This window comes from Streptomyces sp. GD-15H (assembly GCF_045291515.1).
Lineage (GTDB): Bacteria > Actinomycetota > Actinomycetes > Streptomycetales > Streptomycetaceae > Streptomyces.
This window is the reverse complement of the sequence record NZ_CP149447.1, coordinates 7,813,194-7,834,651: the sequence shown is the minus strand read 5'-3', so window position 1 is coordinate 7,834,651 and position 21,458 is coordinate 7,813,194. Positions and strand designations below refer to the sequence as shown.

Annotated in this window: 15 protein-coding genes and 6 pseudogenes; 13 read left to right on the top strand and 8 right to left on the bottom strand. The window is 70.0% G+C overall.

Annotated features, from left to right (window positions below; all coding sequences use genetic code 11):
* Nucleotide 1: 1 nt before the first annotated feature.
* A complete protein-coding gene (gene tap, locus WJ438_RS37070; protein WP_406729061.1) occupies nucleotides 2–2,260 on the bottom strand; it encodes a telomere-associated protein Tap in 2,259 nt (752 codons plus the stop codon).
* A gap of 718 nt (nucleotides 2,261–2,978) precedes the next feature.
* Here tap and WJ438_RS37065 point away from each other — a divergent pair.
* The 3 genes from WJ438_RS37065 to WJ438_RS37055 all read left to right on the top strand — a co-directional run bounded on the left by WJ438_RS37065 (nucleotide 2,979) and on the right by WJ438_RS37055 (nucleotide 6,900).
* The gene (locus WJ438_RS37065; protein ID WP_406729060.1) at nucleotides 2,979–4,463 is read left to right on the top strand and encodes a glycosyltransferase; all 1,485 of its coding nucleotides are present in this window, start codon (nucleotides 2,979–2,981) and stop codon (nucleotides 4,461–4,463) included.
* A gap of 6 nt (nucleotides 4,464–4,469) precedes the next feature.
* The gene (locus tag WJ438_RS37060) at nucleotides 4,470–6,014 is read left to right on the top strand and encodes a DUF6056 family protein (protein ID WP_406729059.1); all 1,545 of its coding nucleotides are present in this window, start codon (nucleotides 4,470–4,472) and stop codon (nucleotides 6,012–6,014) included.
* A gap of 334 nt (nucleotides 6,015–6,348) precedes the next feature.
* The gene (locus WJ438_RS37055; protein ID WP_406729925.1) at nucleotides 6,349–6,900 is read left to right on the top strand and encodes an AAA family ATPase; all 552 of its coding nucleotides are present in this window, start codon (nucleotides 6,349–6,351) and stop codon (nucleotides 6,898–6,900) included.
* Nucleotides 6,901–7,272: 372 nt separating this feature from the next.
* On the opposite strand, the gene WJ438_RS37050 is transcribed toward WJ438_RS37055, so the two are convergent.
* The gene (locus tag WJ438_RS37050) at nucleotides 7,273–7,875 is read right to left on the bottom strand and encodes a maleylpyruvate isomerase N-terminal domain-containing protein (RefSeq protein ID WP_406729058.1); all 603 of its coding nucleotides are present in this window, start codon (nucleotides 7,873–7,875) and stop codon (nucleotides 7,273–7,275) included.
* A 35-nt stretch (nucleotides 7,876–7,910) separates the two neighbouring features.
* Between WJ438_RS37050 and WJ438_RS37045 the strand changes: the two genes are divergently transcribed.
* Together WJ438_RS37045 and WJ438_RS37040 are read left to right on the top strand one after the other, a co-directional pair.
* Nucleotides 7,911–8,342 carry a recombinase family protein gene (locus tag WJ438_RS37045; RefSeq protein WP_406729057.1) on the top strand — a complete coding sequence of 144 codons (432 nt, stop codon included), beginning with the start codon at nucleotides 7,911–7,913 and terminating at the stop codon, nucleotides 8,340–8,342.
* On the top strand, nucleotides 8,228–8,599 hold the full coding sequence (locus WJ438_RS37040) for a helix-turn-helix domain-containing protein (protein WP_406729056.1): 372 nt from the start codon (nucleotides 8,228–8,230) through the stop codon (nucleotides 8,597–8,599). The genes WJ438_RS37045 and WJ438_RS37040 overlap by 115 nt, the downstream gene beginning before the upstream one ends.
* A 422-nt stretch (nucleotides 8,600–9,021) precedes the next feature.
* Here WJ438_RS37040 and WJ438_RS37035 read toward each other — a convergent pair.
* Nucleotides 9,022–10,730 (bottom strand): annotated as a pseudogene (locus WJ438_RS37035) (multicopper oxidase family protein).
* 257 nt (nucleotides 10,731–10,987) lie between these two features.
* Here WJ438_RS37035 and WJ438_RS37030 point away from each other — a divergent pair.
* The 3 genes and pseudogenes from WJ438_RS37030 (at nucleotide 10,988) to WJ438_RS37020 (ending at nucleotide 11,816) form a co-directional block, all read left to right on the top strand.
* Nucleotides 10,988–11,260, top strand: a complete 273-nt coding sequence (locus WJ438_RS37030) for a hypothetical protein (protein WP_406729055.1) — start codon at nucleotides 10,988–10,990, stop codon at nucleotides 11,258–11,260.
* A gap of 59 nt (nucleotides 11,261–11,319) precedes the next feature.
* Nucleotides 11,320–11,526, top strand: a pseudogene (locus WJ438_RS37025) (hypothetical protein); the annotation flags it as partial.
* The gene (locus tag WJ438_RS37020) at nucleotides 11,460–11,816 is read left to right on the top strand and encodes a hypothetical protein (RefSeq protein ID WP_406729924.1); all 357 of its coding nucleotides are present in this window, start codon (nucleotides 11,460–11,462) and stop codon (nucleotides 11,814–11,816) included. The pseudogene WJ438_RS37025 and the gene WJ438_RS37020, both read left to right, overlap by 67 nt.
* A gap of 76 nt (nucleotides 11,817–11,892) precedes the next feature.
* Here the strand turns inward: WJ438_RS37020 and WJ438_RS37015 are convergent, their stop codons facing one another.
* Entirely contained in the window at nucleotides 11,893–12,069 is a 177-nt protein-coding gene (locus tag WJ438_RS37015; RefSeq protein WP_406729054.1) for a hypothetical protein, read from the bottom strand.
* 251 nt (nucleotides 12,070–12,320) lie between these two features.
* On the opposite strand from WJ438_RS37015, the gene WJ438_RS37010 reads away from it, so the two are divergent.
* A complete protein-coding gene (locus tag WJ438_RS37010) occupies nucleotides 12,321–13,628 on the top strand; it encodes an APC family permease (RefSeq protein ID WP_406729923.1) in 1,308 nt (435 codons plus the stop codon).
* Between the two features lie 370 nt (nucleotides 13,629–13,998).
* Here WJ438_RS37010 and WJ438_RS37005 read toward each other — a convergent pair.
* Nucleotides 13,999–14,866 (bottom strand): annotated as a pseudogene (locus WJ438_RS37005) (IS3 family transposase); the annotation flags it as partial.
* Between the two features lie 94 nt (nucleotides 14,867–14,960).
* Here WJ438_RS37005 and WJ438_RS37000 point away from each other — a divergent pair.
* Nucleotides 14,961–15,863, top strand: a complete 903-nt coding sequence (locus WJ438_RS37000; RefSeq protein ID WP_406729053.1) for an NAD-dependent protein deacetylase — start codon at nucleotides 14,961–14,963, stop codon at nucleotides 15,861–15,863.
* A 398-nt stretch (nucleotides 15,864–16,261) separates the two neighbouring features.
* Here WJ438_RS37000 and WJ438_RS36995 read toward each other — a convergent pair whose 3' ends face one another.
* The 3 genes from WJ438_RS36995 to WJ438_RS36985 form a co-directional block, all read right to left on the bottom strand.
* Nucleotides 16,262–16,663 carry a DUF899 family protein gene (locus WJ438_RS36995; protein WP_406729052.1) on the bottom strand — a complete coding sequence of 134 codons (402 nt, stop codon included), beginning with the start codon at nucleotides 16,661–16,663 and terminating at the stop codon, nucleotides 16,262–16,264.
* A gap of 211 nt (nucleotides 16,664–16,874) precedes the next feature.
* Nucleotides 16,875–17,123: a hypothetical protein gene (locus tag WJ438_RS36990; protein ID WP_406729051.1), complete on the bottom strand. Its 249-nt coding sequence runs from the start codon at nucleotides 17,121–17,123 to the stop codon at nucleotides 16,875–16,877.
* A 128-nt stretch (nucleotides 17,124–17,251) separates the two neighbouring features.
* On the bottom strand, nucleotides 17,252–18,364 hold the full coding sequence (locus WJ438_RS36985; protein WP_406729050.1) for a glutamate--cysteine ligase: 1,113 nt from the start codon (nucleotides 18,362–18,364) through the stop codon (nucleotides 17,252–17,254).
* A 404-nt stretch (nucleotides 18,365–18,768) separates the two neighbouring features.
* Between WJ438_RS36985 and WJ438_RS36980 the strand changes: the two are divergent.
* The 3 pseudogenes from WJ438_RS36980 to WJ438_RS36970 form a co-directional block, all read left to right on the top strand.
* A pseudogene (locus WJ438_RS36980) lies at nucleotides 18,769–18,858 on the top strand (hypothetical protein); the annotation flags it as partial.
* A 129-nt stretch (nucleotides 18,859–18,987) separates the two neighbouring features.
* Nucleotides 18,988–21,157, top strand: a pseudogene (locus WJ438_RS36975) (type I polyketide synthase); the annotation flags it as partial.
* 26 nt (nucleotides 21,158–21,183) lie between these two features.
* A pseudogene (locus WJ438_RS36970) lies at nucleotides 21,184–21,444 on the top strand (hypothetical protein); the annotation flags it as partial.
* Nucleotides 21,445–21,458 lie beyond the last annotated feature (14 nt).

Genomic DNA, 21,458 nt, shown 5'->3' with positions numbered 1-21,458 from the left:
CCTACTCTCCGTTGTCGACGCCGGTGACGGTGCCGTCCTTGATGTACCGGGCAAGGTTGAGCTCCGGAGCGTTGAACCGCTCGCGGACCTCCTCGCCCCACAGCACACTCTGGGTGCCCTCGTGCTTGACCAGCCCGGGGTTCACCCCGAGCTTGAAACCGCCCGGCAGCGGCTTGCCCCCCCGGTAGGGCAGGAAGTCCAGCGGCGACGTTCCGTCGGCCGCGTACACGACGCAGTCGGACAGGATCGCCACCGGGTAGTCGCCGGTGAACGCCGCATGCTTGACGATCTTGCGGTGCAGGTTGATCCGCGTGCGGGAGATGACCGCCGCGCGGATGTCCGGCCGCCACGTCGGGCGGGACAGCGCGCGCCACGGCTCGCCCGGCCGCCAGCCCTCCCCACGAGGCCGCTCGCGCAGCTTGCCCAGGCCGCCCTTGACCGTCGCCTTGATCGCCGAGACGACGATCGCCAGCTGAGGGTCGCGCTCCTGGTAGCCGTCCATGGCCGCCAGGAAGCCGACCGGCGACAGGTCCGCGTCCACGCCGAGGTCGGCCATCGTGGCGAGGTAGGCGTCGCGCAGCCGGTGGTACCAGCCGTCCAGGTAGCGGCCGTTGCCGTAACGCACCCATGCCTCGACCGGGCGCACCTCGTAGCCCAGTTCCACCGCGTAGGCCACAGTGGGTGTCGCGTACCAGGCCGGGCCCTCGGGTCGCTCGCCCGTCGGCGTGAACGGGCTGGGCAGCAGGCCGGCATCCAGGTCCGCCCACGTGTCCTTGGCGACCTTCACCCGGGACAGGTCGACGTGGGAAAGATCGACCAGCCAGGAGCCGGGCAGCTTCGGATCGAACACCGGTGCCTTGACGTGCGTCGGCGCACCGAGGCCGACGACCAGGCCGTTGGCGCCGGCGGCGAAGGCCATGTTCACGTCGATGCCGACCAGGTGGCGACGCATGCATTCGGCGTCCGTCATCGGCCGCGCCCAGTCGTACGCCTCCTCGAACAGCTTCTCCGCCGGGCCGCGCACGTGGAAGCGCGGCAGGTCCGCCAGCAGCGGGTGCCCGTCCGGGGCCTCGCACGGCGCGCAGTCCACCGGGTCCTTGCCCAGGCTGCCGGGGTTGTGCTCGGAGTGCCGCGTGCCGTCGGTGTCGGGCTCGGAGGCCCGGGTCGGCGGGTGCAGCGCGGTCATCAGCTCCAGGCCGGTGACGGCGGTGGAGCCGCGCGGCGTCATCACCCGCGACGCGTACACGCCCAGCACGCGGGCGAGGTCCGCCGGTGGGAGCTGTCCGGCCCCGCCCCAGTGGCGGGAGTCGAGCGCGTGCCAGGACGGGATGCACAGCTGCACGCAGGCCCGTTGTGCACCGGTGGCGGGGCGGTAGATCCGCGCCCACGGCCCGAAGCCGCGCTTGGTCAGCTTCCAGTCGGCGCGGACCAGCTGCTTGACGACCTTGTGGCCCTCGGGGATCCGCCCGGCGAGCCGCTCCTCCTCGGTGAGGGCGGCGGGCAGGCCGTAGCGCTCCAGCGCGGCCTGGGTGAGCACGAGCAGCGGGTCGGCGTCCCTGCCCGGGCCGGACAGTTTCGGCTGCCCGAGCCCTGCCTCCGTGAGCGTCCAGTCGACCAGGGCCGGCAGGCTCTTGGCGGGCACCTCCAGGACCAGGCCGCCGGTGCAGTACGCCAGCACCTGTCCGTCGGCGTCGACGTCGACGACCGCGAGCGGCCCGTTGGCGAAGCGCGGGTCGGGGCCGCCTGCCGGGGTGCCGGCCGGGGCCGCCTTCCGCGTGTCCGGGCGGCGCGACGTCGACGTGGACGTGTTCTTGGTGGTGCGCGCCGGTCGCGGCGCAGCCTGCGGAGCTGTGGCGGCGGAAGCGGGGGTGGTCTGGGTGTTCTCGTGGGCGGTCATGGCCGCGGTCCCGGGGGCCGGGCCCGGGGACAGAATCCGCTCCGCCGGGGTGGCGGCCGTGCCGGTGCACGTGGCAGGCGCCGCGACCGTGGCGGTCGGCCCCTCCGTTGCGCTGGGTGCGGGGTAGAGCTTTGCGAGTTGCTTGAGCAGCCGTGCGTACGCCTCGCGGACTTCGCCGCGCGGCTCGGTCGGCTTCTTGGCCGACTCCCAGCCGGACACTGTCGCCCGGCGTACCTTCAGCGCGGCGGCCACGTCGTCCAGCGTCAAGCCGTGCGCCTGGCGCAGCCGCTTGCGCTCCGCCGCCGGCGGCAGCGGGGCGCGGGACCCGACCAGCGCGTCGACCGCGTCGAACAACTCGGACATGAAACACCTCCTGACCGCCACCCTATCCCGCGAACCGCACAGATCGCGTATGTTTACCGTACTGAAAACGTACAGAACGCGTTCGAGGGCGGGGAAGGCGGTACTGGCTCACAGCAGTGGCCGGGCAGCAGGTCACAGGACGGTGCCGTGCAGGGCGCGTCGCTCCCCGGACAGGGCGTGGCGGCAGGCTGGTGAGACCGGCACAGGAAGGCTGGTGTTCTGCCGATCCCTGGCCGTGGGCGGGCCGGGTCGGCGTTCGACGCGGTTACGGGCCGCCAGGCCCAAAAGGGCGGACCCGGTCACGCGGGAGGTCATCTCGAGGAAGGTGCCGGCGGTGGGCGGCTCCCTCCGCAGGAGCCGAACACCACCGAGTCGAGCGTGACGTTCAGGGCCTTCTCGAAGCGCCTGCCGGCGAATCGGTCCCCGGGAGGGACCTGGGGGCTCTGGGGGTTCGGGGGTCTGGGGATCGGCCCTGGCGATCTCAAAGGTGACCTTGCCTTCGCCGGGCGGCACGGTACCGGTCGCCTCCTGCTTCGGGTCCTTCGGGGGTCCGAAGCCCCTTCCTGGGCACTGCCCGTGCGCCGTTCGTGCGAAAGAGGGCGGCGGCTCGCGCGTCGGAGCACGAGGAGGAGGACCTTACCGTTGGATGGGCCACTGTGGTGAAACGGAGCGATCCGAGATCAACAGGTCCGAGTCCGAGGACGTCCGGAGGTGTCGCGTGACCGGCCTTCAACTGTCGGTCGTCGTGCCCTGCTTCAACGAGGCCGAGGGCATCAGGTCTTTCCACGCGGCTCTGATCGCCGTCCTGGAAGGGCTCGAAGACACCTTCGAGATCTGTTACGTGGACGACGGCAGTCTCGACCGCACACGACTGCTGCTCAACGCCTTCGCCGCACAGGACGAGCGGACCCGCTACACGGCGCTCAGCCGGAACTTCGGCAAGGAGGCCGCCATGCTTGCCGGTCTCCGCATGTCGCGGGGCGCCGCTGTGGTGATCATGGACGCCGACCTCCAGCACCCGCCCGAACTCATCCCCCGCATGCTCGAACTGCACCGGCACGGATACGACCAGGTGATCCCACGTCGCAACCGCTCGGGCGAGGGCGTGGTCCGCAGCACACTCAGCCACGCCTACTACGCAGTCGTACGCCGTTGTGTGGACGTGGAACTCCTCGACGGCTCGGGTGACTTCCGGCTGTTGTCCCGGCGGGCGGTGGAGAGCGTCCTGTCCCTGCCGGAGAGCAACCGCTTCTCGAAGGGGATCTTCTCCTGGATCGGCTTCGACACGGTCAGCTTCCGCTACCGGAACAGCGAACGCGTCGCCGGCCGGTCGAAATGGGGGAGCAGGCGGCTGCTGAACTACGGCATCGACGGGCTTCTCTCCTTCAACAACCGTCCGCTCCGCCTGGCCATCTACACAGGATTCTGGGTCTTCCTGTCGGCACTGGCCTACGCGGTGTGGACCGTTGTGACCGTCGTGCTGCACGGTGCCGACACGCCGGGCTACGCCACGCTGCTCACCGCGGTGGTGGCCCTCAGCGGTATCCAGTTGGTCACTCTTGGGGTCATCGGCGAATATGTGGGGCGCATCTATCAGGAGGCGAAGCACCGTCCGCCGTACGTGGTGCGGGAGACCGACGAGAGCTGTCCGGTGCTGTCGGACCGCCCTCCGCCCCCGGGCACATCGGAACTGAACGAGCTTGTCTCCTCCCGGATCGGGCTTGTCTCCGTCCAGGTACGCACCGCGCGCCAGTTCGGCAGTTTCGTCCTGGTGGGGTGCGTGAACACAGCCGTCTATCTCGGTGTCTACGCCGTTCTGAACCAATGGATCCCCTACCTGGTCGCCCATGTCCTCGGATATGCGGTCAGCATCGTGTGCTCGTTCATGCTCAACTCGTACGTCACCTGTCGGACGAAGCCGACGTGGCACGCGTTCGTGCGCTATCCCGTGTCGAGCCTCGTCAATCTCGTGGCATCGGGCGCGCTGCTCTACGGGGCGGTCAGCGGTCTCGGCCTGGACAAGAACCTGGCTGCCCTCGTCGCCGGTGTCCTCGTCACTCCCGTCTCCTTCCTGCTGGCCCGATGGGCGATCATGTCGGGTCGCCGCGAAACCTCCGCCCCGGCCGGGGCGGCCGCACAGCTACCCCGGCCGGTGAGCAAGCCGGTCGCCGACCGCCCCCTCCACTGCTCCGAGGACCGGTGAGCACGGATGCCCGACAGCACACCGGAATCCGCGGCCCCGGGCCGGCCGGACGCCACGCGGCAGTACGACCTGCACGACCCGCAGGGCGTGCCAGGACGGCCGGAGCACGGCTCCCGGCCGCGCGCGCGGACCTCGCTCTGGGTGACCGCCCTCTCCCTCCCGCCCCTCGCCCTGCTCGCCGCGGCCGCGTGGTTCGGGCGGTCGGTCCGGCCGGGCGCGGACGACTGGTGCTTCCTGCCGGTGGTGCGGGACGACGGCATCACAGGCCTCATCGGCCGGTTCTACTTCGACGACAACGGACGGGTCGCCAACGCGGTGCTGGTCGGTGCCTACGCGAAGTTCCAGGTCGCGGGCCACCAATGGTTCGGCCTGGTCAGCGGCGTGCTGACGCTCGCGGTGCTGTGGGCGGTGACGGTCCTCGCGCTGCGGCGGGCCAGGATCGCCGTGCCGCGCGGGCTGCCGCTGCTGGTCGCAGCCATGGCGACCGCCCTCTTCCTGTTCGTGACGCCCAACACGTACAAGACGTTCTACTGGCCCGCAGCGTCGGTCTCGCACACGATGCCACCGGTAGTGGCCTGCGCCGCGCTGCTCCCGTTCCTGGTGGGGCGCTCGCGCCGTGGCAGGGGCGTGGCCCTCGCCGTCGCCCTGTTCGCCGGTCTGGCCATCGGTACTCTGTCGGAAGAGACCGCGATCGTCGTGATGGTGCTGCTGGTCACCGTCCTCCTTCTCAGCGGCCGTGCCGCCGCCGGTCCCTCCCGGCACTTCCTCTGCCTCTGGTGCGCAGCGGGCATCGCCGGGATCACGGCCGGGGTTCTCGTCCTGATCACCTCACCCGGCTCGAACACCCGGCGGGATCGGTTCGGTGCGGATACGACATCCTTGATCGCGCCGGAGTCGCTCGCCGCCTCGCTGCGCGGGTTCGCGGAGATCGCCCACACCGTTGGCACCACCTGGCAGTACGTCGGGGCGGTCGCGGTGGGGATGCTCCTGGGCCTGTTGTGCCGACGCCTGGACGGGAGCCCGCCAGGCCCGCCCACCCACTGGCCTGTGACGGCCTGTGCCGGAGTGGCCGCGCTCCTCGTGTCCGGCTACCTCTGCACGGTCATCACCTACCCTGCCTTCCAGGATCGGGTGAGTGATCCCAGCGCCAACCGGCTCTGGAACGACTACCTCTTGGTGTACGTGGCCCTGCTCGTCGGCGCTGGGGCGCTGCTGGGCATGGCGGCCCGGCAGCGTGCGCGGCAGACCGGTCCCCTGCAGGCCGCGTGCGCGGTGCTCTGCGTCCTGGTCTGCTTCGGCCCGGCGGTCGCCCTGCTCGACCTCGACGCGAACATGCGCGCGCGGGCGGTGAAGTGGGATGCCCAGGACCGGCGGCTGCGCGCGGGTGCAAGTTCCGGTGCCAGGGTCCTCCCGTACGAGCGACTCGTGATCAGCCAGGTGCTGGAGCCGTTCAGTCGGCAGGGACGCTCCTACTGGCCCGGAGGGTGTGTCGCCGACTACTACCGGATCGACCGCATCACCGACGCCACCCGGCCCCCGGGCCGAACGTAGGACGGTCAGACGGTGCGCCGACTGTGCGGGTTCTCCCCACTGGTGGCAATCACCGGACGAGTTCGCCTGGAGCACCAATCGTTGACGGTGATGGATGGGCTCCGGAATGCCTATACGGAAGCACTGCGCCGAAGCGCTCACTGAGGTTGGACTTGTGATGTCGTGTCATTGCTAAGGTGAGCCGGTTCCGCTCGGTGGCGGGATTCCGTCCTGCTCAGCGATCTTTCGGTCATGGTCTGGCAATGGATTTCGGCCTCACTCAGGCCGCGCGACATGCTGGTCCGACGTGCCAGGCCCGGCGCGCGGGCATGACAATGAGGCGGGGAGGATCGCGTTGATCGTCTGGGTGAACGGTGCGTTCGGCAGCGGGAAGACGACGCTGGTGGACGAGTTGCGTCCGCGCTGGCCCGAGGCACTGGTCTACGACCCGGAGATGGTCGGCTTTGTGCTGCGGGAGATCGTGGACGTGCCGACCGGCGACTTCCAGGATCTCCGGCTGTGGCGCCGGCAGGTTGCCGATCTGGCGGTCGGGCTGGTCGAAGAGTACCGCCGCCCGGTCCTGGTCCCCATGACCCTGGTTGACCCGGGCTATGTCGCTGAGATTTTCGGCGTGTTGAGGGACGCGGGCATCGACGTTCACCACTTCTTCCTCAAGGTCTCCCGAGAGGTATTGGAGAAGCGGATCGACGGACGAAGCTTCTTCCCTGATGACCCCGAGCGGGAGGAGCGGGTCCGGCGCTGGGGCAAGGACAGGATTGGACCGTGCATGGCCGCCGTCGGCACTCTGCCGGGCGACACGGTGTTCCTGGATGGCGAGCTGGCCCCGCAGGAGCTGGCGGACCTCGTGCTGGCCCGGGTACGAGCGTGCGGGGCATCCGGAGGGTGATCGCGGTGTTGGCGTCTGCGGTCCGCCGCCGTCCTGCTGGGTCTTGGCTGCGGCAGGCGGCAGGAGCCGGCGCCGGTCTCGATGATGTGGCCGCCGGCACCGGTGGAGCCGGCCCTGGCGGTTCAGTGGTACCACGAACCGTCCTCGGAGCCACAGTTGACCCGTATCGGACCTTCCTCCATTGGCTCGGCGAGAAGAACACCACTCTGGCCTCCCTCCCCCAGATCGGTGGAGCCGATACGCCGCTGGAGATCACAAATGGTCATCAGCAGGCTGGACCCCGCGGAGAGCTCGCGACCGTTGACTGGCGAGCACCGGTAGGACCTGGCCGGGCTGACCGAAGCCGAGGACCGGTGGCAGGTGAGCACTCGGTCACGCCTTGCGGGGAATCGTCCCGTCCCATTCGGCAATCGGCGCGCTGTGCCAACGCCAGTCGCACTGGCGCGGCGCGTGCGGCAGGTCCAGCCGGCCGTGGGCCCACAGCAGGGTCGCCCAGGCGTCGGTGCCCGGAGCATGCCAGGGGAACAGCCGCGTCAGCACCCGTCGCGCGAGGCGCTGGCCGGGCCGGAAGCCTTCGCCGAGACCGGTGGCCGCGTCATAGGTGTGGACCAGGATCTCCCCGCAGGCCATCGCCGCGAATCCGGACGGGTCGGCGGCCCCGAACGGATGGAAACCACGCGCCGTCACTGGAAGGCTGTCCACGGCCGTCGCACACAGGTGAGCCGCGTTGCACAGGCTCCTGAGCAACGCCTCCGGCCCGGCATCGGGCCGAACTCTGATCTCGAACGCCGTGTCGTCCGCCGGGCCGCCGGTGAGGTCCAGCGCATACCACAACGGCCCCTGGCCGGCGTGTGCCACCACCGAGGCCACGGTGAAGTCCAAGCCCGGTACCGAAACCGACCAGTCACGGACGGCGTGCGGCTGGAGGAAGGACATCGCCGTCCCGGCTGCTGCTCGGACATCGTCGCCACGCATGAGGCCGACCCTAGCCACCGCCAGGGCCCGGCCCGATGACAGCATTCCGTAACCGTCAAGCAGGAACCACATCCGAATCGACGACAGTTGGATACGCGACTCCGCCATTCGGGGCCCGGGTCGGGTACGCGCGCGTGTCCACGAAGGGGCAGCTGCTCGATCGGCAGGTCGCAGCCCTGAACGAGGCCGACCGCGTGCGGGTCTCCGCCGACAAGAAGTCCGGCAAGAAAGCGGGACGCGAGGAGCTGCGGAAGTGCCTCGGCCACCTCCGTCCCGGCGACACCCTCCTGGCGCCCTCCCTCGACCGGTTGGGTCGCTCGATCCAAGACCTGATCTTCATCTTCTCCGCCCTGTGCAAGCGCGGGATCGGCTCCAGTCGCTGCACGAGCCGCTGGACACCACGCCCCCGGGCGGGCTCTTGGTGTTCCACGTGTTCGCCGCGCTCGCGGGGTTCATCCGGGAACTGATCGTGCAGGGCACCCACGAGGGCCCGGCAGCGGCCCGGGCCCGCGAAGAGCACATCGGCCGGCCGCTCGCCATAACGGAGCAACAAGTGTGGGACGTTCGCGCTTTGCTGACGGATCCGGAGGACACGATCACGTCGATCGCCGAGCTCCTGGGTGTCTCCCGGACGACGCTCCACACGTACGTGCCGGAGCTGGCAGCGGGTCGAGACTCCCTGGTCGCAAGTGACGCTCCCGCCGTGCTGGCTGCTTCGCGTTGATAGCGCACATGACAGGCGAAGGCCGTATCGAACATCTCTTTCTCCTCGGTAAGTTGGATGAGTCTCACCAGGATCGAGCGCCTGAGATGGCCGTTGACGTGGACTTACGTGTCCGCACGGCTCAGTACGTCTTCTGACGAGTGCGGACGCTGTGCCTTCTCCAGGCCCTGCCGCACCCAAGGCAGCGCCTCAACCCCGCCACATGCCGACGCGAGTTGAAGCGGCAACTGGGGGCGCCAGCGCCGCGACGACACCGGCAGCACACCCCTGGGCATGCCCGCCCCGCGTCCGAGCAGCCGAAGCCGACGCACGTGGCGGAAGCCGTGCCCGTCCAGCCTCCGTAGCCGAGTGGAGGTGTCAGGGGGCTGGCGCCCACCTCGCCCGGTGACGCGGCTTCCCCTGACGGGGCAGCCGCGTGGCTGTCAGTAGCCGAGCGTCGTCATCATTCCGGACTCCGAGTGATAGACGTTGTGACAGTGCAGCATCCACAGTCCTGGGTTATCCGCGTCGAAGTCGACTACCAGCTTGTGGTGCGGCAGCACCACGGCGGTGTCCTTGCGGGCGCCGGGGGAATCGATGTCGGCCAGGCCGTAGGTGTGGCCGTGCAGATGGACGGGATGCCACATGTCCGTGGCATTGATGACGACCAACCGCACCCGCTCACCACGTTCGATCTTGTGAATCCGGTCCGGCGAATAAGGCCTGTGGTCGATACCCCAGTCGAATTTCTTCATACTGCCGGTCAGGGCGAGTTTGATTTGACGGTCGGGTCTGCGCCGGTCCAGGGCCACGGATTCGTGCGGCTGTAGCCGCCGGGCCGAAACCAGCACGTTCCGGTTCAGCTCCGCCGGACGCGCGGATGGCTCCGGCGTAGCGCCGCTGCCCGCGCGCAGAACGGCCATCGCCACCCCGCCTTTACCCTCGGCAAGCGCGGTGAACGGGAAGACCCCGCTCTTCACGGTGATGAGCGCGTCGTACCGCTCGGCCATGCCCAGGAGCAGCGAGTCGACCTTGTGATGCTGTACGGGGAAGCCGTCGCTGTGGGTGACGGTGAGCTGGTGGTCCCCGAGCGCCACCCGGAACGGCGTCTCAGCGGCCGCGTTGATGATGCGCAGCCGGATGCGTTCGCCGGGCCTGGCCCTGAACTGCGTGGGGTCGACCGAGGTGCGCCCGTTGATCAGGTAGTGCGGGTAGTCGACACTGCCCGCGTGTCCGCCGAGTAGTCCGCTGACGGCACTCCTCATCAGCCGGTAGGTGCCCTTACCGCCGTACGGCGGCGCCGAAGGGTCGTCGTCCCGGCGACCCGGCACCTGCGCCCGGGGCGGCCCGTACCCGGCGTCGATCCCTCCTCGGGGGCGGGAAGGCGGGTTCTCACGCTCTTGCTCACCGCGCGCGTCATGGTGGTCGTCGTCGGGACCCGAGCCGTGCCCCATTGCGGGTTTGCCCATACGGAGCTGCGCGAACACGTCCTGTGGAGTCGAGCCGTTCACCCCGTCGATCCAGTCGTCGAGGACGATGACCCACTCCTGGTCGTAGGAGAGGGGCTCGTTGGGATCGTCCACGATCAGCGGTGCGTAGAGACCGGTGTCGAGTTGCAGGCCCAGGTGCGGGTGGAACCAGTATGTGCCGGGGTGCGGGACGTGGAAGCGGTACGTGAACGATTTGCCCGCTGTGATCGGCCGCTGCGTCACGTTCGGCACGCCGTCCATGTCGTTGCGCAGGGCGATGCCGTGCCAGTGAACCGTGGTGGCTTCCGGCAAATGGTTGTTCAGGGTCAGTTCGAGGGTCTCCCCTGCGGTGACACGGACCTCGCGGCCTGGCAGCTCGTCGTTGTACGTCCACGTCCTGACGGTGTGTCCGCCCCCCAGGTTGACCGTGCTGGGAGTAGCCGTGAGGGTCAGTCCTCGTGTCGGCCTTTCGGGGCTCGGAGTCCCTGCGGGCGGTGCCTGTGTGCTGTCCTGCGGAGGGGCAGATCGCGCGGGCGCGGCGCCCGGGGCACCCTCGCGGCGGCTCCGGTCCGGTGCGCCGTCCGAGCAGGCGGCGAGCAGGCCGGCTCCGCAGCGGCGATCCCGGCACCGAGTACGGCGCGGCGGGGTTGAGAGGTCTGACGGTCGCGTTCCTGGCTGAACATGGCTCTCCGGTCGGTCGCACACTCACCCACCCCTGGCCGGGCGGCCTCGGATGGGGCTGGACACAGCACGCCCCAGCATGGGACACCACACCCGAAATATCCGGAATATCGGATTTATCGTCGCTGTTGATCCGAGGTCTACCCACTGCGCGGGGGAGGCTGACTAGCTGGTCAGGGCGGGTTGACGTGGTTTCAGGTTCACTGGTTCGGCCGCCGTCTGGTCGGTGTAGTGCTTCTCCTCGAACTCGATCGGGCTGGTGGCCGAGCCGCTTCTGGGTGCGGCGAGGGTTGCAGAAGCCGTCGATGACCCTGTTGCCCGATTGGGTGAAGCTGCCGGCCTATTGCAGAACGTTTCGATGAACGTGAAAACCTCGGCGCGGGCAGTGGCCCGGTCCGGCCATACCCGGGTGCCGCTCTCCTCCTTGAGCACGGCCCGGAAGCTCTCAGCGGCGGCGTTGATGCCCCTGGATGTCGAGCGGCGCTTCGGGCTGGTCCCGTGCGGTCTGCCGCAGGGTGTGCAGGGACGATGAACCGGTGGATCTCTCGTGCGACGTACCGCTTGAGGCAGCGAATGATCTAGCGGCGCGTCCTGCCCAGTTCGTTCACCCACGCCTCCTGGCCCACGCCTCCTGGCCCACGCCTCCTGGCCCACGCCTCCTGGAACGACTTCCGCATCCTGCGGGCCGACCTCGCCGGCGGCGACGCCGTCACCAGCGGCCGGGCCGTACTCTGCACCGTCTTCTTCACCCCCGCGCTCGCCCGCCTCGGGCTCACAGAGACCGAGGCCCGTGCGCAGGGGCGCGACGTGAAGGTGGCCCGGCTCCCGGTCGCCGCCATCCCGCGCGCCAAGACCTGCACGACAAGGCCGGCACCTGGAAGGCCGTCGTCGACGCCGGGACGGACCAGATCCTCGGCGTCGCTCTGCTGGGCCACAACGCCGGGGAGGTCCTTTCCGCCGTGCGGATGGCCATGCTCGGCCGGCTGCCATACCAGCAGGTCCGCGACGTCGTTATCACCCACCCCACCATGGGTAAGGGCCTCAGCCTGTTCTTCGACACCCTGGCCGACGACACAGCTCACGGGTGACCGGACGAGGGTGGTCCGCTCCCGGGCCGTCCCCCAGGATCCCATTTCACTGAGCAGGGCAGCGCGGTCCTGCCGATCACCTCTCAGGCGCAGCTCCCCGCAGGGTGAAGGAGAACAGCCGGTCGACCTCCACCAGCCCGGCCCGGTCGTACTTGCGGTTGGCCGCGGTGCGGTCGCGCTCGAGGTCCGCCTGACCACTCAGCCCGGTGAGCGAGGAAGGCAGCGTGAATCCAAACTCAGGTTCTGGTACCACTTCTGTTTGCGTCTCACGGCGCAAACAGAAGTGGTACCAGAACCGCTAGACATCGACGAAGCCAGCCCGAAGCCATCGACACGGTCGTGCCTCCGATTGCAGTACGCCGAGGCATCACTGATCGGTCTGCCGGGCAGGCAGAACGTTGTTCACTGCGGGACGCCTCAGAGCGGAACGCCTCAGAGGGGAGTCCTTGTGTCCACAGCCGGAAGCGATGCCGCGGTTTCACCGGGGAGGGGGACGACACCCCGCTGCGGCGTGCCATCGGCCCCCGACTGCTGGTCCTGTTCGTGATCGGCGACATCCTCGGCACCGGCATCTATGCCACCACCGGTCAGGTCGCCGGCAAGGTCGGCGGGGCGCTGTGGCTGCCGTTCGTCATCGGGTTCGTGGTGGCCATCCTGACCGCGGCCTCGTACGTCGAGCTCGTCACCAAGTACCCGAAGGCGGCCGGCGCCGCGCTCTACACCCAGAAGGCGTTCAAGGTCCCGTTCCTCACCTTCATCATCGGCTTCATGGTCATGTGCTCGGGACTTTCCTCGGCCAGTGCGGCGGCCCGCGCCTTCAGCGGCGACTACCTCGCCGAGTTCACGGGCTTCCTCCCGTCCACCCTCGTCGCGATCCTGTTCATCCTCGCCCTGGCGGCCCTGAACCTGCGGGGCGTGTCGGAGTCCGTGAAGACCAATGTGGTCCTCACCCTGGTCGAGCTGACCGGCCTGCTCATCATCCTCATGATCGGCGCCTGGGCGATTCTGACCGGTGACGGCGAACCCTCCCGGCTCGGCGAGTTCCAGGCGGAGGGCACCGGTTACGCGCTGATCACCAGCGTGCTGGGGGCGACGGCCCTCGGCTTCTTCGCCTTCGTCGGCTTCGAGGACTCCGTCAACATGGCCGAGGAGACCAAGGACCCGGTGCGTACGTTCCCGCGCGCCATCTTCACCGGCGTCGCCGTCACCGGCACCATCTATGTCCTGGTCGCCCTGGTCGCCTCCCTGCTCGTCGACTACCGCGTGCTGGAGGACTCAAGCGGCCCGCTGCTGGAGGTCGTCAAGGCCGGAGGCATCGACTTCCCGCCCAAGCTGTTCGCGCTGATCGCCCTGTTCGCCGTCACCAACTCGGCTCTGATCAACATCATGATGGCGTCCCGCCTCTGCTACGGCATGGCCAACGAACGCGTCCTGCCCCGCGGCATGGGCCGTGTCCTTCCCAGGCGCCGCACCCCGGTCGTCGGCATCGTCTTCGTCTCGTTCCTCGCCATCGGCCTGGTCTCCACCGGGGAGATCGCGGGTCTCGGCGACACCACGGCCTTCCTGCTCCTGTGTGTCTTCGCCGTCGTCAACATCGCTGTCCTCGTCCTGCGCCGCGACCGCGTCGAGCACAAGCACTTCCGCACGCCGACGGCCCTGCCGGTGCTCGGCGCGATCACTGCCCTGATCCTGGCCAGCCCGCTGTCCGATCGGTCCGCCGACGTGTACATCAGGGCGGGCGTGCTGCTGGCCCTCGGAATCGGGCTGTGGGCGCTCAACAAGATGGTGATGAAAGTACGTGGCGAGGCGTGAACGGGCCTTGACCCCGGATCTGGACACGCTTATGCGGCTGGCGCCAGCGTAGTTGATGTCGTGTGGAGGGCTGCCTCGTAGGCGATCGGGTTGCGCTGCCCGAGCCGGGAGTGGCGGCGTCGGAGTCGCTGTCGCGGTTGGCCCGACGTGGTCCGTATGGGCCTGACGCCCGAACTCGGTCGTGACGGTGATTCGTGACGGACCGACGGATACACGCGCAGGCACGGCCTCCCGGTGATCCTGGAGTGTCGAGTTCGCTGATCACCACAACGGGAGACCGTGCCTGCTGCGTCAGCATCGCCCATGTCCGCCGGACTGGGCCAGCTCGCCGGTTGGAGTTGCTCCCCAGGAGTGGACACCGGGTTCTGTGCGACGAGTTGCAGCTCGAGCCGACGCTGCCCGTGCTGCGGCGGATGCCGTGTCGGCGGCAGACCGCAGTGAAGACGGCCGCAGCGTGTTGCGCGCCCCTGTCCGTGTGAAAAATGACGCGCGCACCTGACCGTCGGCGGTGAAGCCCCTGTTCAGGAGGTCCGCGCCGGGCGACGCTGTCCGGTCCGCAATCGTGGTCCGTTCGGCGCGGCGCAAGTGACGGCCGACGATGTGGTTGATGCGCATCAGCCGGGTCACACTCCCCCGCAAGCGGGAGCACCCCCAGCGGTTGATCTTCCGGCCCCGCGCCCGCAGCTCTGCATGGATGCGCGGCGCGCCGTAGGCGCCATGGTGCTTGGCGTGGACCTCGCGGATCTCGGCAACCACCTGAGCCTCCTCGGTCTGGCGCTCGACGCGGGCCTGGGCGGTGGCCCGCTGCCGGTAATAGCCGGAGCGGGCACGCCGAGCACCCGGCCCAGCCGGCTTCACGCCGAAGTCGGCGCGGTTGCCGGAGAGGGAGTCCCGGCATGGGATATCCCCGGCTCGCAGAGCTTGGGGAGGGGCCTTCACTTCACCTCCCGAGCGAAACAGGCGGCTGCCCGGCGCAGGATCTCGCGCTCCAGCCGCCACTCCTTCTCGGCCCTGAACAGCCGGGCAAGCTCTTCGGCCGGGCTCTCTGGCCCGTTGCCGTCTCGCGCGGCCAGCACCTGCTGATCGGTGTTGCCCTTGCCGACCCACGTGCGCAGCGTCTCCCCGGTGATCCCGAGGTCAGCAGCCACCGCCGCGTAGGTACGTTTGCCGCCGGCCGCCCGATACAAGGCGACGGCGTCCTTCCGGAACTCCTCCGGGTACGGAGACTGGTGTCCCACCTGGACGTCCCTTCCTGGACCTTCAAGATCCATTGTCAGGGTGTCCACTCCGAGGGATCAGCCTCAGTGGTGGCCTGTTCCGTACCCTGGCGACATGCGCATGCGCCCCACTATGAGCTGGACCCCTGCCGAGGACCTGCCGCCGGGCACCACAGATCTGGGGCCGGTCGCCGATGTGCTGAACACCGGCGATGTGCTGGTGCTCAGCGGGGCGGGCATCTCCACGGAGTCGGGCATCCCCGACTACCGGGGCGAAGGCGGGAGCCTGAGCCGACACACCCCGATGACCTACCAGGACTTCACCGCCGGCGCCCAGGCCCGGCGCCGGTACTGGGCGCGCAGCCACCTCGGCTGGCGCACCTTCGGCCGCGCCCGCCCCAACGCCGGGCACCGGACCGTGGCCGCGTTCGGGCGGCACGGCCTGCTCTCGGGTGTGATCACCCAGAACGTCGACGGCCTGCACCAGGCCGCCGGCAGCACGGGCGTGGTGGAACTCCACGGAAGCCTGGAGCGGGTCGTCTGCCTTTCCTGCGGCACCTTCAGCCCGCGCCGTGAACTCGCCCGGCGGCTGGAGGAGGCCAACGTGGGCTTCGAGCCGGTGGCCGCCGGAATCAACCCGGACGGTGACGCGGACCTCACCGACGAACAGGTCGGAGACTTCCGCGTGGTGCCCTGCACGGTCTGTGGCGGCATCCTCAAACCGGACGTGGTGTTCTTCGGCGAGACCGTTCCGCCGCGGCGGGTCGAGCACTGCCGCCACATGGTCCGTGAGGCAGCCTCGCTGCTGGTCCTGGGCTCCTCACTGACGGTGATGTCCGGGCTCCGGTTCGTCCGCCAGGCGGCCCAGGCCGGGAAGCCGGTGCTGATCGTCAACCGGGACCCGACCCGGGGCGACCGGCACGCTCTCACCCGGGTCGCGCTTCCCCTGGGAACGGCCCTCATCACCGTGGCCTGGCCGAACATCCCCGTCGACGGCCGGGCGACGGCCTCTGGGTGAGGTCGTGACGGTGGTGGGACGTCACCGGGGTGCACCGCGCCGTCCCTCCGTGTCATTGCAGAGCCGCAACGCCAAGCCCGCCTCCGCTCACAGAGCCCGGTCCGTCCGCACCGGCCTGCCCCGGTGACAAGACCGGCCCGCGTTCCGAATGCCTGCGCAAGGCGCACAAGTACGGCAGCGACGGCTGCCCGCCGTGCCAGTGGTGCCTGGCCCGGGCGCGGGAGCGGTGGGGCCCGACCGTGCGCTTTGTCCACGCGCGCCTGAGCAGCGGGTGCCCGGCACCCGACTGGGTGACAACGCCCGGGCACACTCAGCGATCGAGCGCGGGAAGGCCGGCAAGGCGGTGCCGAGCAATACGGGTGACGGCCCCCGTTTTGGCTACAGCCCGAACTGGTTCATCAGATCCGTGCACGGTCTTCCACGCCGAAGTCGGAGTCGTCGGTCATTGTGTACCAGGGCATCGTCCAGCCCATGCGCGCCTTCACACGCTCGACGTCCGGCTGCGGCGCGCGCGAAGCGAAGACGAGAGTGGTGTCGCGGGCGTTCAGATGCGCGAGGCGGGCTACGTGATCGGCCACCATGGAGCAACCGACGCACGCATGGTCGGGCCAGCCGGAAACCCCGGGCTCGAAGAATGCGCAGTAGACGATCAGCTGACGACGGCCCTCGAACAGGTCAAGCAGGCTCGCCTTGCCTTCAGGTTCGTCGAATTCATGGTCTTTCTCCACCGCCGTCCATGACATTCGCCGGCGCATCGCGGCCAGCGTGTCCTGGACGTGGGTCGATTCCTTCTCCCTCACGAGCAGTTGCTCGCGTGCTGCCCCCACTCCCGCGGCGTGACGATCTGGGGGTTTCCCCGGTGCTGTCCACCTTCCACTTCGGATCCGGGTTCACGCGCTGAGCCAGGGGCGACTCGTCGCCGCCAGCAGGACCCCCGAGCGTGCATCGGTATCGACCGTTGGCGCCGCATCTGGTCAGCACCGGCATTCTTGGGCGTGTGGGGCGGCCCGATCATTTCGCCGCCGGCCGGCACAGTCGTCCGCCAGTCCGGCCGCGCCGCTCGGTCTGGCGGTCGATCTTCGCCGGGGAGTCCCGGAAGTCCACCGTCCGGTGCTGTGCGGACAGCTTCCCGATCACCTTGCCGGTGGCGGTGTTCAGCGCGGCGAACAGATCAACGGTGCCGTGCCGGACGTAGTCGAGGCTGCGCCGCTCAGGAATGCCCGGGATCATGGGCAGCAGCGGTGTCACCGGCAAAGCCATGATCTGAAACGACACACGACTCACGTGGGGAAACGACACCTCAAGGCCGGCTCACCAGGCGCAAGACCCCGCGTGTCCTCTCCGCCGCGATCAGCCTGACGACAACGAACCCGCGCAGCGGAAGGACGTCAACTGCTCGTGGTCAAGTCGGCGCAGCGGATCACGACCCGGGCGAGGCTGCCCTCCTCGGCCAGCAGCCGACGTTGCGTACGCGCCCCGTTGCCCTGTTCGAAGAGGCGGGCAATGCCCTCGCGAACGAGATCGTCGTCGCCGTGGTCCACCAGCGCCTCACGAACGTGCCGGTACATAGCCCGCACCGCCCTGGCAGCGGAGGTCTCGCGCATGGTCTCGGGGTGCAGGAGGGGACCGTCGAGACCCGAGCGTCCCGCTCGCCACGAGGCGAGGCGCAGCAGACCCGTCCCGACCCTGTCCGGCGGTACGCCGTCCTGCCAAGCCCGGGCGGACGTCTCCACCAGGGCACGCACGAGCGCGGCCACCAGCACGGGCACAGACGCGTCCAGGCACACGTCCGCCACACGGATCTCCACGGTGGGATACGAGGCGGAGAGCCGGGCATCGAAGTAGACCATGCCCTCATCACGGAGAACCCCCGTCTCGAGCATGGCGGTTACCTGCTCGTGGTAACGGGCGGCGGACCCGAAGATCTCGACCGGACCGGCGGACGGCCAGCGGTTCCACACCCGGCTGCGATAGCTGCCGTAGCCGGTGTCCTGCCCCTGCCAGAAAGGCGAGTTCGCGCTCATCGCCGTCAGAACCGCCAGCCACGGGCGTATACGGTCCAGGACAGCCACGCCCTCCTCGTCGGAGTCCACCGACACGTGCACATGGCAGCCACAGGTCAACTGCTCCTGAGCCGTCAACCCAAACTGCTCACCCAGCCACTGATAACGGGTACCGGTACTCAACGACGGCTCGACAACCAACGGCGAAGTCGCCACAGCCACCACCACCGCCCCGGCAGTGTCCGCATGCCGCGCCGCCTCCCTACGGCAGCGGGTGATCTCCTCCTGGAGCCGGCCCATCTCCGTCACCGGCTCGGTCGCGAACTCCACCTGCTCCTGTTGAAGCTCCTCCTCGAACTGGTGGTCCTTCGCGCCGGCCCGGCCGTGCTGCCAGGCCCGGCGGTCGGCAGCCGCGAGCGCCGCGCCGGAGACGGCGACCGGCGCACCACTGTTCGGGTCCACCAGCAGCAGTTCCTCTTCCACACCCACACTTCGCATGCCGTCGCCCCTTGTTCCTGCTCACCAGGCCCCCTGTCCCGCCCGGATCACGGCAGGCAGGAACCCCCGCGACGACGCGCCATGCCCGGAGGAGCCGCCGGGCCCACTGCCGGCGGCAGTGGGGCCTCGATGCATCCGCGGGTGGTTCGGGACTCGGAGGCAGGCTGCTGAACGGTTGCCGGGGCGGGGACATTACAGCCTAGGGCACCCGGAAGACACCATTGCTCCGGAAGACACAAAGTGGCAGCGTTCCAGCCGGATCGGCCGACGCCGCCAGTAGGAGAGGCTCTTCGAAGCAGTCACCACCATCTGTACCGGTCCCCTTCCCTCGTCCTCACAGCCGCCACCTGACGGCACGCAGTCGGCTTCTGCAAGCAAACACTCCGCATCCCGCCTTCGGCGAGGTGTCGGTCGGATATCTGGTCCCCGAGCCGGGCGACGATGTGCTGGACAGGGGGCCGCTCCTCGCCGCCTGTCGTGCGGAACTGTCCGCTTTCAAGGTGCCCGCCGAGTTGTACGAGGTGGAGCGCATCCCCCGTACCGCCTCCGGGAAGGTCCTGCGGCATGCCCTCGCCGACGGGTCCACGCGAACGCTCGGCACGGGGGCGGCCGGGAAGCCGACGGAGGACCTGCTGGCCCTGGTGCGGAGCGAGACGGCGGCCGTGCTCGGCTGTACGACGGAGGCGGTGGAGCCCGGAACGGCGCTCCGGGACCTGGGCATGGACTCACTGGCGGCGACAGTGCTGCGGGAGCGGTTGTCGGCGGCGACCGGCCTCCCTCTCTCCGAGGCCGTCGCCTTCGACTTCCCCACGGCCGCCGCGCTCGCCGCCCACCTGCGCCCGCGGAGCGCCGCCACACCGTCCGGCGCCGGGATCGCGCGGCGTGGGCCGGCCGGACGACGACCCCGTGGTGATCGTGGGGATGGCCTGCCGCTATCCCGGAGGCGTGACCTCCCCCGAGGAGTTGTGGCGGCTGGTGGCCGACGGGAGCGACGCCATCGGCCCGTTCCCCACGGACCGGGGCTGGGACACGGAGGCGCTGTACGACCCGGACCCGGGTCGGTCCGGCCGGACATATGTGCGTGAGGGCGGCTTCCTCACCGGCGTGGACCGCTTCGACCCCGGCGTCTTCGGCATCTCCCCCCACGAGGCCCAGGCCATGGACCCGCAGCACCGGCTGCTCTCGAAGTGGCGTGGGAGGCCTTCGAACGCGCCGGCCTTGTTCCCCACGCCCTGCGCGGCTCGTCGACCGGGATGTACGTCGGGCCGATGTCCAGCGACTACGCCGGCCGCCTCACGGAGGTGCCCCCGCACGTCGCGGGCTACCTCGGCCTCGGCAGCGCCGGAAGCGTCGCCTCGGGCCGTATCGCCTACACCTTCGGCCTGGAAGGCCCGGCCATCACGGTGGACACGGCGTGCTCCTCGTCCCTGGTGGCCCTGCACGCTGCGCCGGGGCGAGTGCTCCTTCGCGCTGGTCGGCGGGGCCACGGTGATGTCGGGGCCCGCGTCGTTCGTGGAGTTCAGCCGCCGGCAGGCGCCGGCCCCGGACAGCCGCTGCAAGGCGTTCGGCGCGTCCGCCGACGGCACGGGGTGGGCCGAGGGCGCCGGGATGCTGCTGAGCCGGTTGTCCGAGGCGCGCCGCGCCGGGCTTCCGGTGCCGGCCGTGGTGCGCGGCTCGGCGGTGGACCAGAACGGGACGAGCAACGGTCTGACGGCACCGCACGGCCCGGCACAGCAGCGGGTGATCCGGCAGGCCCTCACGGACGCCGGACCGCCCCCCGGGGACATCGACGCGGTGGAGGCACACGGCACCGGCACCCGGCTGGGCGATGTCATCGAGGCGGAGGCGTTTCTGGCGATGTACGGGCGGGAGGCGCGGGAGCGTCCGCTCCGGCTGGGGTCGGTGAAGTCGAACATCGGTCACACCCAGGCCGCCGCCGGGGTGGCGGGCGTGATCAAGACGGTGCAGGCCCTGGCGCACGACGTGTCGCCGCGTATGCTGCACGCCGATGAACCCAGTCGCCGGGTCGTCGGGGCGGGTGGCGCTGCTGAACCGGGCGGTGGAGTGGCCGAGGGCGGGCCGCCCGCGCCGGGCGGAGGTGTCCTCCTTCGGCATCAGCGGCACCAACGTCCATGTGGCCCCGGCGGACCGGAGCACCCCGCCGCCGGTTTCCGTGGCGGACGACGGGACCGGGAGGGGGCGCGTCGATGGCGGGGCGGTGCCGGCGTCCGTGACTGCTGCGGTGTCGGCGAGGAGCGGGCCGGGCTGCGGGCCCAGGCGCGGCGGCTGTACCAACGGGTGGCCGCCGACCCGGACGCGGCCCCGGTGGACATCGGGTACTCGCTCGCCACCACCCGCGAGACCTTCGAGCACCGGGCCGTGGTGGTGGCCCGGGACCGTGCGGAACTGCTCACCTCCCTGCGGGTGGTGGCGGAGGGCGGAAGCAGGCCCCGGGTGCGGACGGGCACGTCCCGCCGCCGAGGCCCGCTGGCCTTCCTCTTCACCGACCAGGGCAGTCAACACGTGCGCCTGGGGCGTGAGTTGTACGAGTCCCAGGAGCTGCATCCCAGCTTCGCCGGGTCCTTCGACGAGTGCTGCTCCCTGCTCGACCCCCTGCTGCCGGTGCCTCTGCTGGACGTCGTGTTCGCCGAGCCCGGCACGGAGACGGGCGCGCTCCTGCACACGACCCGGTTCGCGCAGCCCGCGCTCTTCGCCCTGGAGACGGCCCTCTTCCGGCTGCTCGAGGCCTTGGGTGTGCACCCGGACCTGGTGGCCGGGCACTCGGTGGGCGAGGTGGCCGCGGCGCATGCCGCCGGGGGGTGCTGTCCCTCGCGGACGCCTGCACCCTGGTGGCGGCCCGGGGCCGGTTGACGGACGCGCTGCCTCCGGGCGGTGCGACGGCCGCCGTGGCCATCGGAGCGGACGAGATGGCCGCCCACCTCGCCGAAACGGGGCGTGCGGCGGAGAGCGCCGCCGTCAACAGCCCCACTTCGGTGGTCGTCTCCGGGGACAAGGCCGCGGTGCGGGAGGCCGCCGCGTACTTCCGGGATCGGGGCCGGTCCACGACGCCACCGCGGGTCGGCCACGCCTTCCA